The following is a 15,606-nucleotide window of genomic DNA, read 5'->3' on the forward strand; positions in this document are numbered from 1 at the left end:
GGCAGAGAAAAAGACGATTGATGAACAATCGCCTGATCTTGCGCTGTCTCCGGTACGTTCTGTTTTGCGGACTCTATCTCGATGGCGACTGTCGTTGCAAATGTCAGGATGCCATCCCAAATGCTGATCAACCCCATTCAACTGCGTTACACCGATGACCACGCTCAATGAAGTCGCCCTGCACGCAGGCGTCACGCCCGCGACGGTCTCCAACGTGCTGCGCAATCGCGGCCGGGTTGGCGTGGCGACGCGCGAACGCGTGCTCGAAGCGGTCAGGGAGTTAGGTTATCGCCCTCACCTCGCGGCGCGCGCACTGGCCGAAGGCCGGGCACCGACATTCGCGCTGATGGTATCGAGCATCGCCAATCCGTTCTACCCGGAATTTACCCTTGCTGCCGAGCGCGCCGCGCGCACCAGCGGGCACTTCCTGATCGTCTGCAACACCAACGACGACCAGCAGACCGGCCGCGCGTACCTCGAGCAGATTGCGGGCACCTTATCGGAAGGCGTGCTGGTGACGAATGCCGAACTGGTGTTCGACGATCTGCGCGCAACCGCCGAACGCGGCACGCCGGTCGTGCTGTGCATGTGGGAACGCCCCGACGATCCGCCGGATCTGCCGTGCGTCGCGGTCGATTTCAGCCTCGCGGGATCGCTCGCCGCCCAACACCTGCTTGAGCTTGGGCATACGCGCGTAGGTGCGCTCGTCGGCAGCAAGAGCCACGACCAGGACAAATGGCCTTGCGGGATTCACGGCGCGCGTCGGGACGGCTTCATCGCGACCTTCAATGCGGCAGGCGTCGGTCCGCTGGTTGCGGAGTTCACGTGCGAGTCGGACACCATACGCGGTGGCTATGACGCGGCACGGCAACTGCTCGAAACGCATCCGGAAGTGACGGCGATCTTCGCCACGAACGACCTGCCCGCTCTCGGCGCAATGCACGCCGCTGCCGACCTCGGGTTGTCGGTGCCGGAAGACCTGTCGGTGATCGGCATTACCGACATCCAGCTTGCACGTGATTCACGCCCGGCGTTATCGACGGTTGCCGTGCCGACCGAGGAAGCGGCGCGCATGGCGGTCGACCTGCTGCGCGAACTGATCGAGCGCGCGCCACGCGATACGCGTGCGGACCCGGGCTCCGTGCCGATGCTGGTGACGTCCGCGCCCGTGCTGGTGCCGCGCGCATCGACCGCGCCGCCGCGCCGCGTGGCAGGCGCTCAGCGCGCCCGTGCCCCATCGCGCAGGCGTTGAATGAAGGCCTGCGCGGGTGGAGAAAGCACGCCACCTTTGCGCGTCACGATGCCAAACGTCGGTGATGGCGACTTCAATGTGACCGGCAGGATGCGCAGCATCTTCTTGCGCACGAACAGTTCAGCGATATCGGTCGGCAGCAGTGAAACCAGATCGGCGCTGTGCTGAAGCAGCGCGACCGTCACGAATGTCGATGCGGTCGAGATCGGGTTCGCGGGCATGCTCAGCCCGGCGAGATCGAGTTCGCGTTCCAGCAGCGCATGCAACGGCATGTGGCCCGGGTACGTGACCCATCGATAGCCGCTGAGGTCCTGCAACCCCATCTGCTTCGCCGCCATGCGCCGATGGCCATAGCCCACCACGACCGACAGCGGTTCATCGCCCAGCGGCCGGTAGTGGTAGCGCGCAGGCTCGTCGCTGACGATCGACCGCCCGATCACGAGATCCAGCCGGCCTTCGTCGAGGAGCATCAGCAGCCGCGCGCTCGTATCCTCGACGATCTCGATCGACAGGTTCGGCTGGCTTCCATGCAGTTCATCGAGAATGGGGACGACCACGTCCGGAATCGCGCCCATGATCGTGCCGATCGCAAGACGCCCGCCTTTACCCGAGCGGATTTCCGCCAGGTCCTGGCAGAGCGACGTCAGATCCGTCGCGAGGAGTCGCGCATAGCGAATCACGCAATGCCCGAACTGATTCGGAATGAGGCCGCTCTTCGCGCGCTCGAAAAGCGGCGCTTCAAGCATCGATTCGAGCTCATGCAGCGCCTTGCTCGCCGCTGACTGCGTCATCGACATCGCACCCGCCGCCTTATGCAGAGACTTGTGATCGTCGAGCGCGATGAGCAGTTGCAGCTGTCGCATCCGCAGCCTCGACATCAGCACGTTCAGGGTGTTCTTCATGTGAGTCGCAAAAGTGATCGCCGCCTGGAAACGATTCACTATACCGCGCGGGGAAGCGGGCCGTACACCCGTGGTCGTGCGGTCAACCCACGCTCAACACTCGACGATCGCCTTCACCACACCCGCCTTCGCATCGAGCAAGCCTGGGAATTGCGAAGGCACGTCAGCCAGTTGCAGACGATGTGTATTGAGCGCCGCGCCCGGCACCTTGCCCGCGCGCATCGCCGCAAGCACTGTTTCGAAGTCTTCGGCTGTTGCATTGCGGCTGCTGAGCAAGGTCGCTTCCCGCTTGTGAAACTCAGGGTCGGAAAACGAGATGGTGTCGCGCACGATCGAGATCAGCACATAGCGCCCGCCGTGCGCGATGAATTCGAAGCCGCGTTCCATCGCTTTCGCATTGCCGGTGGCATCGAACACGACGTCGAAGAATTCGCCGTCGGTCAGCTGCGAAAGCTCGGCCTTGTCGTTGTCTCCGATGCACACCGCTGCGTTCACGCCCAGTTCGCGCCTGCAGAAGTCGAGCCGGTCCTGGCGCGTATCGAGTGCAGTCACGTTCGCGCCGCGCAAACGCGCAAACAGAATTGCGGCCATGCCGATCGGCCCCGTCCCGACAACCAGCACACGCTCGCCGGCCTTCACGTCGCCGCGCCGGGCCGCATGGGCGCCGATCGCGAGAAATTCGACCATCGCAGCTTCGTCGAGCGATACGCCTTCGGCCTTGTGCACGAACTGCGCAGGCAGGCTCAGATACTCCGTGAATGCGCCGTCGCGATGGACGCCGAGGACCTGGATATTCACGCAGCAATTGGTCTTGCCCTGCCGGCAGGCGACACAGTGACCGCACGACAGATAGGGCATGACATAGACAGGGTCTCCTGCGCGCAGGCCGCTCTCGGCGTCCGCCTCCTCCACTACACCGGACAGCTCGTGCCCCATCACGCGCGGATACGCGAGATACGGCTGATTGCCCGTGAAAATATGCAGATCGGTGCCGCATACGCCGACGCGCTTCACGCGCAGCAGAACCTGGCCTTGTTCACGTTGCGGCTTCGTACGGTCTTCGGCAACGAGCTTGCCGGGTGTTTCGCAAACGACAGTCAGCATGGCATTCCTTGATGACCGGACACGCGCCGGTCGCTAATCGATGACGAAGGCAATTTAGCGAGAAGCAGACAATCTGGTCAAGCCAATTTATTAAATCGTTTAATTGGCCTGACCTCAGAACCCTTGCTTCGGTCCTGTGCCCTCATCGCCGGGAACCGGTGTAGGCCGCCTTGCAAAAGTTGAGTAACATAGCCGCGCATGCCATCACTCATCTCTCCATGACAGCCAACCCACAGGAATTGACACCGGAAACGCTTGTCGCCTTGCTCGAGCGAGTCGCCGGTGAAGATGCGTCGGCGTTGCGGGAGCTCTATGACGTCGCGTCGCCGAAACTGTTTGGCCTCGCGCTCCGTATATTGAGCAAGCCCGAATGGGCCGAGGAGGTGCTGCAGGACAGCTTCGTCAATATCTGGCGCTTTGCGGGCGACTACCGCCGTGGCTTGTCAGCGCCGATGACGTGGATGTCCGCCATCGTGAGAAACCGTGCCTTCGACCATCTGAGGCGGGTCAACGCGACGGAAACCGAATGGAGTGATACGTTGGATGACCTTGTCGCGTCAGGCGACCCGACTCCCGAAGAACTGTCGTCGATGAGCGCCGAAGCGCGCCAGCTCGCGCGCTGCATGGAGACGCTCGAACCGGCACAGCGGCAGGCGGTGGCGCTCGCGTATCTGCGCGACCAGAGCCATAGCGAGATCGCCGAGGTTCTGACCGTGCCGCTCGGCACCGTCAAGTCGTGGATCCGGCGCGGCCTCCAGAAGCTCAAGACCTGCCTCGGGGGTGTCTGATGAATCTGCATCGGTATCCCGAACTGGTGGATCGCCTCGCCGCTGAATTTGTGATCGGCACGCTGCGCGGGGGCGCCCGCCGCCGGCTTCAACGCTATGCCGACCACGATCCGGCGATCCGGCGCGCACTGCAGGACTGGGAACGGCGGCTCGCGCCGATAGCCGAACTGGGGCCCGCCGCCACGCCGCCGACGCGGGTCTGGCAGGCCATCGAGGAACAGCTGGGATTCGCCGCACGTCGTCAGCTTGAGTCGCGCGCGGCCGAAGCTGCGCGTCCAACGCCACCCGTGCTGCCCGAACGGCGCCCATGGTTTGAAAGTCTTTCGTTCTGGCGCGGCTGGGCGATCGGTGTCACCGCACTCGCCGCGATTGCTTTCGTGCTCGTGGTGCGTAGCATCCTGCCGCTTTCACCAACCCAGCCGACGCCGCCTACCGTTGCGCAACAGCCTGAAAACGAGATTTCGCACGTCGCCGTGCTGGACAACAAGGAAGCGCAGGCGGTCATGCTGATCTCGTGGGACGCAGTCCACGCGAAGGTCAAGCTGCACCGGCTCACCGACGCCGCGCCGCCGGCAGGCCGCTCGATGCAGCTATGGGGCTTGCCGGTGAATGGCCATCCGGTGTCGCTCGGGGTGATGCCGGATCACGGCGACGCCACGATGCCGGCCGGCGAGCAGCAGCCGCAGCAATATCCGGTGCTGGCGGTGTCGATCGAACCGTCGGGCGGCTCGCCGAATCCAGATGGACCGACAGGACCCGTCGTGTTCACCGGCAAACTTCTGCCGGTTTCCTGATTACCTGAAAATGACCGGCGCTGCCATACGGCGCCGGCAAACCAATCCTATGCAAAGCTATTACGAAGCAACCGTCGCTCGTCCTGCACGGCCGCCGCTGACTGGCAAACGCAGCGCCGAGGTGTGCATCGTCGGTGGGGGTCTCGCCGGTCTGTCGACTGCGCTGGGTCTTGTCGAGCGTGGCGTGCGCGAAGTGGTCGTGCTCGAAGCGAAGCAGGTTGGCTTCGGTGCGTCGGGACGCAATGGAGGCTTTGTCTTCGGCGGCTATAGCCTCGACTGCGCCGACCTGCTGAAGGCGCTCGGCCCGCAACGCGCGCGCGAACTCTATACGCTCACGACCGATGCGGTCGATCTGATGCGCAAGCGTATCGAGCGCTATCGCATCGACTGCGACGACACGCACGCCGGCGTGATCCTCGCGAACTGGTTCGATGAACCCGCGCGCCTCGATGCGCAGAGGCGTCTGATGAAAGAGTCATTCGGGGTCGACTGGGAGCCGGTGGCCGAAGCGGAGCTTGCGGAGCGGCTGAAGACACGCCGCTATCACGGCGGCCTGCTCGAACATAACGCGTTCCATTTCCATCCGCTGAAATACGTGCTTGGCGTGGCGAGAGCCGCTGTCGACGCCGGCGTCGACGTCTACGAGCAATCGCCCGTCACCGGCCTTCATCGGCAAGGCAGCGGCTTTCTGGTCGAAACCGCGAACGGCGCGATCGACGCGAAGCACGTCGTCATGGCAGGCGGCGGCTATGCGCGCAACGTCTATCGACGCGTGGAACGCGCCGTGCTGCCTATCGCAACGTATGTGATGGCCACTGAACCGCTCGGCCCACGTCTGAAGGATGCGATCGATTGCGCGTCGGCAATCTACGATACGCGCTTCGCTTTCGACTACTACCGCCCCCTGCCCGACACGCGCATCCTGTGGGGCGGCCGCATTTCCGTCCTCGACCGTCAGCCGGAAGTCATCGCGCGCCTGCTGCGGCGCGATCTGCTGAAGGTGTATCCGCAACTGCACGACGTGCGCGTCGACTACGCGTGGGGTGGCCTGATGAGCTACGCGCGGCACAAGATGCCGCAGATCGGCCAGAGCGCGGACGGCGTCTGGTATGCAGTCGGCTTTGGCGGACATGGCATGGCGCCCACCACGGTGTCAGGCGAACTGCTGGCAGCTGCCATCTCCGGCGAGCGGCCGGTGCCCGAAGCCTTCGGCAGTTTTGGATTGACCCGCACCTTCGGCGCGCTTGGCCTCGCGGCTGCACAGCTCACCTATACGACGATGCAGACGCGCGACGCGCTCGCCGCACGGAATACACAAAACAGGCAGACATCCTGAAAGCAGGCGCGCCAGACGCGCGCAGCCCGACGCCCGTTTATGCCGGAAACCCGCGTCTAACGGGGCGCCTGGCGGGGATTTGGCCATGCTAGAATGATCCGTCATCGCCGCTAATACGCAAAATGAAAATGGGAAGCAAGGCCGCTGAGCCCGACAACCACGGCATCGTGTCCGAAGCCCGGCGCAAGTACGATCCCGAAGAGACAAAGCGCAACATCCTCGACGTCGCCACGCAGGAATTCTCCGCGATGGGTCTCACCGGCGCCCGCGTCGATGCTATCGCGGAGCGCACGAACACCACCAAGCGCATGCTCTACTACTACTTCGGCAGCAAGGAAGGGTTGTACGAGGCTGTGCTCGACAAGGTGTACGGCGACATCCGCGCGCTGGAGCAGGATCTGCACATCGATGAACTGGATCCGCGCGAAGGCCTGCGCAAGCTCGTCGAATTCACGTTCGACTATCACGACAAGCATCGCGATTTCGTTCGCCTCGTCAACATCGAGAACATTCACGGCGCGAAATACATCGAGCAGATGAAGACGTTCAAGAGCCGCAATGCAAGCGTGGTGAGAACGATCGAAGATCTGCTCGGACGCGGCGTGGCGGCGGGACAGTTCCGCAGCGACGTCGATGCCATCGATCTGCATCTGATGATCAGTTCGCTGTGTTTTCACCGCGTCGCGAACCGTCACACGTTCGGCGCGGCGTTCGGCCGCGACCCCTCGCATCCGCGTCTGCGGGCGCGGCATCGGGCGATGATCGTCGATGCGATACTGCGCTTTGTGAAGCAGGAAAACTAAGAACAAACCGGCGCGTTCGATACTGCAACGCGCCGCTGTGCCGGTTCAATCAGCGTGCGGATGAGCTTCAGTCAGCACGATCCGCTTGATATCGCCGACGATAAAGATATACGACAGCGCGCCGATCAACGCGACCACGCCGATGAACACCAGCGCGCCGACGAACGATCCCGTCGCCGAAACGATGAAGCCGACCACAAGCGGCGTCACGATCCCGGCCAGGTTCGCCGCGAAGTTGAAGATGCCGCCCGTCACGCCGAGCAGGCCGTCCGGTGCGATATCGGACACGAGCGTCCAGCCGAGTGCCGCCATCCCCTGCGCAAAGAACGCCACCGACAGGATCACGATGACCGCGACATTGCTATCGACGTAGTTGGCCAGAATGATCGTCGAGGCAAGCAGCAGGCCGGCGATGATCGGCAGCTTGCGCGCCACGTTCGGCGAGACACCGCGACGCAGCAGCCAGTCGGAGAACGTGCCGCCGAACATCACGCCGACCGAAGCCGCAATGAACGGCATGATCGCGAAGAAGCCGATCTTGAGCCAGCCCATGTGCCGCTCGGTCGCGAGATAGGTCGGGAACCAGGTGAGGAAGAACACGAGCGTCGAGTTGCCGGCGAACTGGCCAAGGCAGATGCCCGTCAGTTGACGATGCTTGAGCAGGCGGCCGATCGTGCGCCATTCGAAGCCGCTCTTCTTTTTCTGGCCGGATTCCTTGTTGGCGTGCGTCAGCCCGCCACCCTCTTCGATATAGGCGAGTTCAGCGGCATTCGCGCCCTTGTGATCGAGCGGCTCGCGATAGAACATCCACCAGATCGCGCCGAACACGATGCCCACCGCGCCCACCACATAGAACAGCGAACGCCAGCCGAAGGCGCCCATCAGTGCAAACAGGAACGGGCTGAAGAACGCGAGGCCGATGTATTCGCCGACGGTGTACGTGCCCGTCGCCATCGCGCGTTCGCTTTGCGGGAACCATGTCGCGACGACACGGCTATTGGTCGGGAAGCACGGCGCCTCAGACACCCCTAGCCCGAGACGGAACGCAACCAGCCCGCCGATGCCATGCACGAGCCCCTGCGCCAGCGTGCACAGCGACCAGAACGTCATCGACAGGAAATAGGTGACCTTGCTGCCGAAGCGGTCGAGGAACAGTCCGCCTGGAATCTGCGCGAGCACATAGCTCCACGAAAACATCGAGAAAATCACGCCCATGACGGCCGCACTGATGCCGAGTTCTTTCGTCAGCTGCGGCGCGGCGATGCCGAGAATCGTGCGATCAAGGTAGTTGATCATCGTCCCGATCGCGAGCAGTGCCAGGATACCGTAGCGCGCATTCGAACGACGCATCCCGCCGACGCCGGCTGCAGATCCTGCCGGTGGCGACACCGGCGTTTTCGGCCGGGTTGCTTGAGAGCTTTGCGACATTTTAGTCTCCACGTTTTGTAGTGTATTAACGGCTCAACAGCGACTGAAAGTGCATAAACATGCGTTCGGCGTCAGGCTCGAGTCCGGTGAAAAGCCGGAACGCGTCGACAGCCTGATAGACCGCCATCCCGCCACCCGTCAGCGTGCGGCACCCCACCGCCTCGGCGGCCTGCAGGAGCGCGGTGCGAATCGGGAAGTACACGACATCGGCAACCCACAGGTCCTTGTGCAGCAGTTGCGCCGGCAACGGCAGGCCAGGGAGCTTGGCCATACCAGTCGGGGTTGCGTGGATCAGGCCGGTCGCGGCCGCCATTGCGTCCGGCAGCGAACCGCCCGCCTTGACCGTTGAAGCGGGGAACCGCTTCTGCAATTCATCCGCCAGTGCGCTGGCGCGCGCGGCATCGACATCGAACAGCGTAAATTCGCGCGCGCCCATCGTCATGGCGGCATGCGCCACGGCTGCGCCCGCGCCGCCCGCACCCAGTTGCACCACATGTTCGAGCGACACATCTGGCAAGCCGCGCCTGAATGCGCGCGCGAAGCCGGACCAGTCGGTGTTGTGGCCGATGCGACGTCCGTCCTTCAGCAGCACGGTATTGACTGCACCCAGCGCGCGCGCATCGTCCGACAGTTCGTGCAGTAGTGGAATGACGCTCTGCTTGCAGGGATAGGTGATGTTCAGGCCGTTAAAGCCCATCCGCTCGGCGGCGAGCAACAGATCCGGCAATGCGGATGTGTCGAGCTTCAACCCTTCGAGATCGATGCGTCGATAGACGTAGCTCAAACCGAGTCGCCGCGCTTCTTCTTCGTGCATCGCCGGGCTCAGCGAACCGCCGATGCCCGAGCCGATCAGACCAACCAGATAAGACGATGACGCGCTCATTTCAGGTTCCTTGCGTTCAGTATCGTGGCCATCCGCTCCAGCGCGAGCACATAGCCTTGCGTGCCGCACCCGCAGATCACCGCCTCCGCCAGTGCGGACACATACGAGTGATGGCGGAATGCTTCACGCCTGTGAATGTTCGAGATGTGGACTTCGATCACCGGCTTTTCGATCGCGATGATCGCGTCGGCAATGGCGACCGACGTGTGCGAGTACGCCGCCGGATTGATCACGATGCCCTGCATCGTCGTCCGGGCTTCGTGCAGCCAGTCGATCAACTGATGCTCAGCGTTCGACTGACGGAAATCGATTGCAAGATTCAGCCGCTTGCCGGCTTGGCGGCAAAGCTGCTCGACGTCGGCAAGCGTCTCCGAGCCGTAGATCGCCGGCTGACGCGTACCGAGCAGGTTGAGGTTGGGTCCGTTCAGGACCAGCACCGAAGCAAAACTCATGAAATACCACTCCAGAAGAAAGCACGCGGAACTCACCGCAAGCCGGGCAGCCTTCCCCGACGGTAGCGCAGTGTGCGCCCGATCGCGCATGATGTCTTTCCGGGTTTATCCGAATTTGTACCATCTAGTTAGTTTGTATAGAATCGCGCCAACAACTGAATAAAGTGCCAAAGTCTGTGGCCCAGATATGTAATTGACGGGTAAGCCGACGGGTCACGACGCTACGCACAGCTCGCTGCCGAGGTACGCCGTCCGCGTCTTTTCAGCCAGCCCCTTTCCCCTCGCAGGAGCCGTTTCATGCAGCGTTCGATTGCCACCGTGTCCATCAGCGGGACACTCGTTGAGAAGTTGACCGCCATTCAGGCGGCCGGCTTCGATGGCATCGAAATCTTCGAAAACGACCTGTTGTATTTCGACGGCTCACCAGCCGATGTCCGGCGCATCGCCGCCGATCTTGGCTTGAGGATCGTGCTGTTCCAGCCGTTCCGCGATTTCGAGGGCGTCAGCGCCGGGCGTCTCGCGCGCAATCTCGATCGTGTGAAGCGCAAGTTCGATCTGATGCACGAACTGGGCACCGACCGCATTCTGGTTTGCAGCAATGTCTCGCCCGATTCGATCGGAGACGACGCGCTGATCGTCGATCAGCTCGGCGCGCTTGCACGCGCGGCACAGGAAGCCGGCGTCATCGCGGGTTATGAGGCGCTCGCGTGGGGGCGGCATGTGAATTCGTACCGGCACGCATGGCGGCTCGTCGATGCGGTGAACCACCCTAATCTCGGGCTCGTGCTCGACAGCTTCCATACGCTGGCGATCAACGATCCGGTCGCCGAGATCGCCACCATTCCCGGCGATCGCATCGTGTTCGTGCAGATCGCCGACGCGCCGAAACTCACGATGGACGTGCTCGAATGGAGCCGCCACTACCGCTGCTTTCCTGGCCAGGGCGACTTCGACCTTGCGGATTTCATGGCACGGGTGATCGAAGCGGGCTATCAGGGGCCGCTGTCGCTGGAGATCTTCAACGATGGATTCCGCGCGGCGCCCACCGCTGCGACCGCGGCTGACGGCTATCGCTCGCTGCTCTATCTGGAAGACGAAACACGCGCGGTATTGAAACGCGCGGGCACAGCGACGCATCAGCTCTACGAACCACCGGCCGCGCCGGAACACGTCGGCATCCAGTTCCTCGAATTTGCCGTCGACGATATCGCGCGCAACCAGCTGGTCGACTGGCTCACGCGTCTGCGTTTTCGTCCGGCCGGGCGGCATCGCTCGAAAGACGTCGCGTTGTATCAGCACGGCGCGGCGTCGATCGTGCTCAACGCAGAAGCGGATTCGTTCGCGAGCGCTTTTTTCATGCAGCACGGCCTGTCGCTGTGCGCCTCGGCATTTCGTGTCGACGACGCGAAACTCGCGTTCGAACGCGCGGCAGGCTTTCGCTACGCGCCGTTCTCAGGTCGCATCGGGCCGAACGAACGCGTGCTGCCAGCCGTGCAGGCGCCGGATGCCAGCCTGAATTATTTCGTTGACGAAGCGCCCGACGAACCCACGCTCTTCGAAGCCGATTTCGTGCTGACGGACGTGAATGGGCCAAGCGAAGTCGGCCCGCTCTCCGGTATCGATCACGTATGTCTGTCGCTTCCGGCCGACTCGTTGAACGCCTGGGTGCTCTACTTCAAGACGGCGTTCGGCTTCGAAGCCGAAGCGGACTGGCTGGTGCCCGACCCATACGGTCTCGTACGCAGCCGCGCCGTGCGTAGCCGCGACGGCTCGGTGCGGATCGCGCTGAACGCGTCGCTGGACCGGCATACCGCAGTGGCCGAATCGCTGTCGATGTATCGAGGCTCGGGCCTCAACCATGTCGCATTCGGCACGAACGACATCTTCAGCGCCATCCCGCAGTTCGTTGCCGACGGCCTGCCGCTGCTGCGTATTCCAGGAAATTATTACGACGACCTTTCGTCTCGCTACGCACTACCTGACGAAATTCTTAAGGCGTTGCGTACGCACAACATCCTGTACGACCGCGATGATCGCGGTGGTGAGTTTTTCCACGCTTATACGGAACAATTGGACCAGCGCTTTTTTCTCGAGATCGTGCAACGGCGGGGCGGATACGACGGTTACGGTGCAACCAACGCCGCCGTCCGCCTCGCCGCCCAGGCTCAACATAAAAAACACGCAGCGCGCTAAGTGTTTTTCTTGTTTGACAAGGAAAACGGTTTCCCCGAACATGCTTGACAAATAAAAACCGAAATCCGGTTTAAGACATTCTTTTCTCGCCTCGCAACCGTATGCGAAAACAACGAAGGAGACTGCAGATGAAATCTGGCGGCACACTCAAGAAGGTCCTTATCACGGCCGGCGCGGCGCTCGTCGCGGCACCTGCTTTCGCGCAAAGCAGTGTCACGTTGTACGGCATGGTCGACGATGCGCTCGTCTACGTGAATAACCAGAAGGGCCATGCGAACTGGTATCTGCGTCAGGGCAACCTGTACGCGTCGAAGTGGGGCCTGCGCGGCGCTGAGGACATCGGCGGCGGCACCAAGGTCATCTTCGATCTGCAGAACGGCTTCGACCTGAATACCGGCGCGCTGTCGTCGTCCACGCAGATCTTCAACCGCCAGGCCTACGTCGGTGTCCAGAACAACACCTACGGCACGTTCACCGCGGGCCGCCAGTACACCCCGTACTACCAGTTCGTCGGGCCGCTGGCCTCGAGCAACTGGCTGACCGGCGCGACCGGCGCACACCCGGGCGATATCGACGGCCTTGATACGACGATCCGTATCAACAACGCGATGATCTATTCGACGCCGATCTGGAACGGCCTCCAGGCCAGCGCGATGTACGCGCTCGGCGGCATTGCCGGCCGCACCGGCGCAGGCCAGACGATCAGCGGCGCGCTGCGCTACTCGAACGGTCCGGTCGGCGTGGCCGCGGGCTACCTGAAGATGGACAACGCGCAGACCAACCTGCCGCTGGCCCCGACCGGCACAGCGGCGTTCGATCCGGCCTCGACGGGCAGCTTCGGCGCTTCCGCGCTGAACAACGGCTACCTGACCGCGGCGTCGGTCGAGCATGCGTCGGTGGCCGGCAACTACACGCTGGGCGACCTGATGCTGGGCCTGAACTATTCGAACGTCAAATACGTGCCGAACGCCCGCTCGATCTTCACCAATACGGCGGTCTTCAACACGTATGCGGCGCTGGCGGTGTACCGCTTCACGCCGGCCTTCGATGTGGCCGGCGCGTTCGCCTACACGCTGGCTTCGAAGGCGAACGGCATCAACGACGCGGCGCATTACCAGCAGTACTCGCTGAAGGAGGCCTACCACCTCTCGAAGCGCACCACGCTCTACGCGCTGCAGGCCTATCAGCACGCAAGCGGCCAGACGCTTGGCCTCAAGGGCGCGGGCAACATCATCAATGCTGCCCCGGCAGTCGGCGACTCGCAGAACTCGACGCCTTCGTCGACGAGCGGACAGTTCGTCGGCATGGTGGGTATGGCGTTCACGTTCTAAGGTCCGCCTGAACCGATGGCCGCCGGCACAGTCCGGCGGCCATCGAACTTCTTCTCCAGAACCGTCGACACGACCCGGCAACTGGGTCACGACCGGACAGAATACGGCCGGAGACAGGCCATCATCCCGACACAGACAAGCCCTGGGCAGGCCGCCTCCCCGGCCGGAAATACCGGAGCCGATATAATGGCGGTTAGTCCGCACTACCGCGCCTGTCTGTGTTCTCGCCGATAGCGGCATTATTCTGGCGCCATCCTGGCGTCGCGAGCACAGCCCGCGCGGGTTCGAAATGCCAGGAGAGTCATGAAGAAATTTGCTGCAACGCTGTCGATTCCGTTCCTTCTTGCCGCTTGCGCGCAGTTCCAGAATCCGGACGCGGGCGAACCGGTCTCCGATCACCCCACCCAGCGCTCGGTCAACGATGTCGTCGAATGCATGACGCAGGAAGCGGCCAAATACGACGCCAGCTTCAAGACCACCGCCATCCCGCAGGGCTCGATGCTCGACTTCGGTGATTCGAACATCGTCAAGGTCCGCAGCGACAACGGCGCGACGCAGTACCGCTTCTACGCAGGCAAACGCCATGCATCGAACCTGTGGATCGAAGGCGCCAGCAAAACCTGCGCGCCCTGACGGCCACAGTATGAAAGACGGCTGCAAGGTTCGGTAATTCTTTCCGGTCGCATAGGACAAGTCTTAATCATTCTTTAAGACTTCGCCCGTACGATCCTCTCGACGCCAACGCACAACGAGGTGCGCCCATGGGCCAGCCGAACCCGAAGAACATGAACACGAAAGAAGTCCCGGCTTCCGCGAAGCGGCCGACAATCCTGCGCCGCCTGTTGAGCCATCACGAACTGGCGACGCTGCTGCTGTTGCTGCACGCGCCGGTTGACGCGATGGCAAAGCCCGAGATTCCGATGCTTCAGGAGGCCGGGCTGGTTGAAAGCGTTTCGTCGGAAGCCGGCGCTCCGCGAATCCGCCTGACGTCTGAAGGCAACGCGATCCTTCGCGGACTCGGCGTGAAGTGATGCACCTGCTGACTCTAAGGCGGTGAGGCGACGTCACCCATTCGCCTCGTGCGTCGTCTCCGTTTGGCCCCCTCCGGTTTGCCCCCTCAAGCCTGCCAGACTGCATATCCTGCCTCACGCAGTCCGATTCCCAGTTCCACTTCCATGTCTGCCGCGCCGTCATATGGCATCGGATTGAACACTTCATACAACGCCGGCAAGAGACGCAAACCGTAGTCGCGTACGAACCGGTTCGCCTGAATGCCCGCCTTGTGCCGGTCGAAGCGCACGTCGGGGTCGAGTCCTGTCATCCCTACGTACACGCACGGCTTGTCGAAACGGTAATCCGGGTTGGCACGGCGAAAGCGCGGCTCGTTCCACACCGTATCGTCAAGTTCGACGACATAGACGAAGTAGTGGTAACGCTTCTGGCGACGCGCCATGTGCCGCCGCTTCAGCTGCGCGCGGTGCCGTGCAGCAGCATCCGGTACTCGGTCGGCGTAATGCCGACGGTCGCCTTGAACTGCCGCGTGAACGCGCTGTGATCGGTGTAGCCGCATAACGCGGCGACGTCGGTGACTTTGTCGTGCGAAACGAGCAGCGCGGTGGCCGCGTCCAGTCGCGTTTTAAGCAGAACCTGGCGCGGCGTCAGATGAAACACCTTGTGAAAATACCGCTCAAGCTGTGCCACCGACATGTCCGCCATTGCGGCGAGATGCTTCAGGTTAAGCGGCTGAACGTAGTTGTCCTGGATGTACTGGACCACGGTCGCGAGCCGGCTGTATGCGGGATGGCCGCCCTCGTCCGCTTTCAGGTCGCGGGAAATGCCGGCGAGCCCGACGATATGGCCTTCCGGATCGCGCAGCGGCTGCTTGTTGGTCAGGCACCAGCCCGGCTGGCGGCCGGGATACAGATGCAACTCCAGTTGATCGACCAGCTGGTTGCCGACGCTGACGATCGCCTTGTCCTGTGCGGTGTAGACGCGCCCGAAGCGGCGTGGAAACACGTCTTCGGCAGTTTTGCCGAGCAGCGCCTCTTTGTCCTTGTAGCCGCAGCGCGAAGCCAGCGTCCGGTTCACGAGCACGTAGCGCGCCTGCGTATCCTTGATGAAGAAGACCACGTCAGGCATCGCATCGAACACCGGTTCCAGCAGCGTGAAATGCGAAAGCATGCCGGTCAGCGTGGCGGCGCCCGGATCGAGCGGGTGAGCCAGCGTATTCATCGTGCGTGTCCAGGTGTCGGTTGCCAAGCGGTTGTCGTGTGCGGTCGATTATAGGGCCGCCCAGCAGGCGAAGAGAATCCGGATACGCCGCCGGGATCCGCTGCGGGC

General features: G+C 62.7%; 16 protein-coding genes. 9 read left to right on the top strand and 7 right to left on the bottom strand.

Annotated features, from left to right (window positions below):
• Positions 1 to 154 precede the first annotated feature (154 nt).
• On the top strand, positions 155 to 1,252 hold the full coding sequence (locus P3T23_RS09060) for a LacI family DNA-binding transcriptional regulator (protein WP_429315840.1): 1,098 nt from the start codon (positions 155 to 157) through the stop codon (positions 1,250 to 1,252).
• Here the strand turns inward: P3T23_RS09060 and P3T23_RS09065 are convergent.
• Together P3T23_RS09065 and P3T23_RS09070 are read right to left on the bottom strand one after the other, a co-directional pair.
• Positions 1,219 to 2,154 (bottom strand): LysR family transcriptional regulator, encoded by a 936-nt coding sequence (locus P3T23_RS09065; RefSeq protein WP_429315841.1) that lies wholly within the window; start codon positions 2,152 to 2,154, stop codon positions 1,219 to 1,221. The two genes, P3T23_RS09060 and P3T23_RS09065, sit on opposite strands and share 34 nt — an antisense overlap.
• Before the next feature lie 93 nt (positions 2,155 to 2,247).
• Complete coding sequence (locus P3T23_RS09070; protein WP_429315842.1) at positions 2,248 to 3,258, bottom strand: zinc-binding alcohol dehydrogenase family protein; 1,011 nt, start codon at positions 3,256 to 3,258, stop codon at positions 2,248 to 2,250.
• Positions 3,259 to 3,476: 218 nt separating this feature from the next.
• On the opposite strand from P3T23_RS09070, the gene P3T23_RS09075 reads away from it, so the two are divergent.
• The 4 genes from P3T23_RS09075 (at position 3,477) to P3T23_RS09090 (ending at position 6,979) form a co-directional block, all read left to right on the top strand.
• Positions 3,477 to 4,046, top strand: a complete 570-nt coding sequence (locus P3T23_RS09075; protein WP_429315843.1) for an RNA polymerase sigma factor — start codon at positions 3,477 to 3,479, stop codon at positions 4,044 to 4,046.
• Positions 4,046 to 4,840 carry an anti-sigma factor gene (locus P3T23_RS09080; RefSeq protein ID WP_429315844.1) on the top strand — a complete coding sequence of 265 codons (795 nt, stop codon included), beginning with the start codon at positions 4,046 to 4,048 and terminating at the stop codon, positions 4,838 to 4,840. Before P3T23_RS09075 ends, P3T23_RS09080 begins: the two co-directional genes overlap by 1 nt.
• A gap of 49 nt (positions 4,841 to 4,889) precedes the next feature.
• Complete coding sequence (locus tag P3T23_RS09085; RefSeq protein ID WP_429315845.1) at positions 4,890 to 6,176, top strand: NAD(P)/FAD-dependent oxidoreductase; 1,287 nt, start codon at positions 4,890 to 4,892, stop codon at positions 6,174 to 6,176.
• Between the two features lie 122 nt (positions 6,177 to 6,298).
• The gene (locus P3T23_RS09090; RefSeq protein ID WP_429315846.1) at positions 6,299 to 6,979 is read left to right on the top strand and encodes a TetR family transcriptional regulator; all 681 of its coding nucleotides are present in this window, start codon (positions 6,299 to 6,301) and stop codon (positions 6,977 to 6,979) included.
• 45 nt (positions 6,980 to 7,024) lie between these two features.
• On the opposite strand, the gene P3T23_RS09095 is transcribed toward P3T23_RS09090, so the two are convergent.
• Genes P3T23_RS09095 through aroQ form a run of 3 tightly spaced genes read right to left on the bottom strand, consistent with a single transcriptional unit; the run spans position 7,025 to position 9,742 of the window.
• Positions 7,025 to 8,407: an MFS transporter gene (locus P3T23_RS09095; RefSeq protein ID WP_429315847.1), complete on the bottom strand. Its 1,383-nt coding sequence runs from the start codon at positions 8,405 to 8,407 to the stop codon at positions 7,025 to 7,027.
• A gap of 25 nt (positions 8,408 to 8,432) precedes the next feature.
• Entirely contained in the window at positions 8,433 to 9,290 is an 858-nt protein-coding gene (locus P3T23_RS09100; protein ID WP_429315848.1) for a shikimate dehydrogenase, read from the bottom strand.
• Entirely contained in the window at positions 9,287 to 9,742 is a 456-nt protein-coding gene (gene aroQ, locus P3T23_RS09105; RefSeq protein WP_429315849.1) for a type II 3-dehydroquinate dehydratase, read from the bottom strand. Before aroQ ends, P3T23_RS09100 begins: the two co-directional genes overlap by 4 nt.
• 297 nt (positions 9,743 to 10,039) lie before the next feature.
• On the opposite strand from aroQ, the gene P3T23_RS09110 reads away from it, so the two are divergent.
• The 4 genes from P3T23_RS09110 to P3T23_RS09125 all read left to right on the top strand — a co-directional run bounded on the left by P3T23_RS09110 (position 10,040) and on the right by P3T23_RS09125 (position 14,297).
• On the top strand, positions 10,040 to 11,935 hold the full coding sequence (locus P3T23_RS09110; RefSeq protein ID WP_429315850.1) for a bifunctional sugar phosphate isomerase/epimerase/4-hydroxyphenylpyruvate dioxygenase family protein: 1,896 nt from the start codon (positions 10,040 to 10,042) through the stop codon (positions 11,933 to 11,935).
• Positions 11,936 to 12,063: 128 nt separating this feature from the next.
• Positions 12,064 to 13,266, top strand: a complete 1,203-nt coding sequence (locus P3T23_RS09115) for a porin (RefSeq protein WP_429315851.1) — start codon at positions 12,064 to 12,066, stop codon at positions 13,264 to 13,266.
• Between the two features lie 303 nt (positions 13,267 to 13,569).
• A complete protein-coding gene (locus P3T23_RS09120; RefSeq protein ID WP_429315852.1) occupies positions 13,570 to 13,899 on the top strand; it encodes a hypothetical protein in 330 nt (109 codons plus the stop codon).
• Positions 13,900 to 14,027: 128 nt separating this feature from the next.
• Positions 14,028 to 14,297, top strand: coding sequence for a hypothetical protein (locus tag P3T23_RS09125; protein WP_429315853.1), 270 nt, complete (start codon positions 14,028 to 14,030; stop codon positions 14,295 to 14,297).
• An 86-nt stretch (positions 14,298 to 14,383) separates the two neighbouring features.
• On the opposite strand, the gene P3T23_RS09130 is transcribed toward P3T23_RS09125, so the two are convergent.
• Positions 14,384 to 14,719: a hypothetical protein gene (locus P3T23_RS09130; RefSeq protein WP_429315854.1), complete on the bottom strand. Its 336-nt coding sequence runs from the start codon at positions 14,717 to 14,719 to the stop codon at positions 14,384 to 14,386.
• An 11-nt stretch (positions 14,720 to 14,730) separates the two neighbouring features.
• A complete protein-coding gene (locus P3T23_RS09135) occupies positions 14,731 to 15,498 on the bottom strand; it encodes a helix-turn-helix domain-containing protein (protein WP_429315855.1) in 768 nt (255 codons plus the stop codon).
• Positions 15,499 to 15,606: the final 108 nt, after the last annotated feature.

The sequence above is a fragment of the Paraburkholderia sp. GAS448 genome, assembly GCF_050435685.1.
Lineage (GTDB): Bacteria > Pseudomonadota > Gammaproteobacteria > Burkholderiales > Burkholderiaceae > Paraburkholderia.

Coding starts and splice junctions, on each gene's coding strand:
- P3T23_RS09110 (WP_429315850.1), top strand. CDS start 10,040: ATGCAGCGTTCGATTGCCACCGTGTCCATCAGCGGGACACTCGTTGAG.
- P3T23_RS09060 (WP_429315840.1), top strand. CDS start 155: ATGACCACGCTCAATGAAGTCGCCCTGCACGCAGGCGTCACGCCCGCG.
- P3T23_RS09100 (WP_429315848.1), bottom strand. CDS start 9,290: ATGAGCGCGTCATCGTCTTATCTGGTTGGTCTGATCGGCTCGGGCATC.
- aroQ (WP_429315849.1), bottom strand. CDS start 9,742: ATGAGTTTTGCTTCGGTGCTGGTCCTGAACGGACCCAACCTCAACCTG.
- P3T23_RS09130 (WP_429315854.1), bottom strand. CDS start 14,719: ATGGCGCGTCGCCAGAAGCGTTACCACTACTTCGTCTATGTCGTCGAA.
- P3T23_RS09080 (WP_429315844.1), top strand. CDS start 4,046: ATGAATCTGCATCGGTATCCCGAACTGGTGGATCGCCTCGCCGCTGAA.
- P3T23_RS09115 (WP_429315851.1), top strand. CDS start 12,064: ATGAAATCTGGCGGCACACTCAAGAAGGTCCTTATCACGGCCGGCGCG.
- P3T23_RS09075 (WP_429315843.1), top strand. CDS start 3,477: ATGACAGCCAACCCACAGGAATTGACACCGGAAACGCTTGTCGCCTTG.
- P3T23_RS09125 (WP_429315853.1), top strand. CDS start 14,028: ATGGGCCAGCCGAACCCGAAGAACATGAACACGAAAGAAGTCCCGGCT.
- P3T23_RS09120 (WP_429315852.1), top strand. CDS start 13,570: ATGAAGAAATTTGCTGCAACGCTGTCGATTCCGTTCCTTCTTGCCGCT.
- P3T23_RS09090 (WP_429315846.1), top strand. CDS start 6,299: ATGAAAATGGGAAGCAAGGCCGCTGAGCCCGACAACCACGGCATCGTG.
- P3T23_RS09095 (WP_429315847.1), bottom strand. CDS start 8,407: ATGTCGCAAAGCTCTCAAGCAACCCGGCCGAAAACGCCGGTGTCGCCA.
- P3T23_RS09085 (WP_429315845.1), top strand. CDS start 4,890: ATGCAAAGCTATTACGAAGCAACCGTCGCTCGTCCTGCACGGCCGCCG.
- P3T23_RS09070 (WP_429315842.1), bottom strand. CDS start 3,258: ATGCTGACTGTCGTTTGCGAAACACCCGGCAAGCTCGTTGCCGAAGAC.
- P3T23_RS09065 (WP_429315841.1), bottom strand. CDS start 2,154: ATGAAGAACACCCTGAACGTGCTGATGTCGAGGCTGCGGATGCGACAG.
- P3T23_RS09135 (WP_429315855.1), bottom strand. CDS start 15,498: ATGAATACGCTGGCTCACCCGCTCGATCCGGGCGCCGCCACGCTGACC.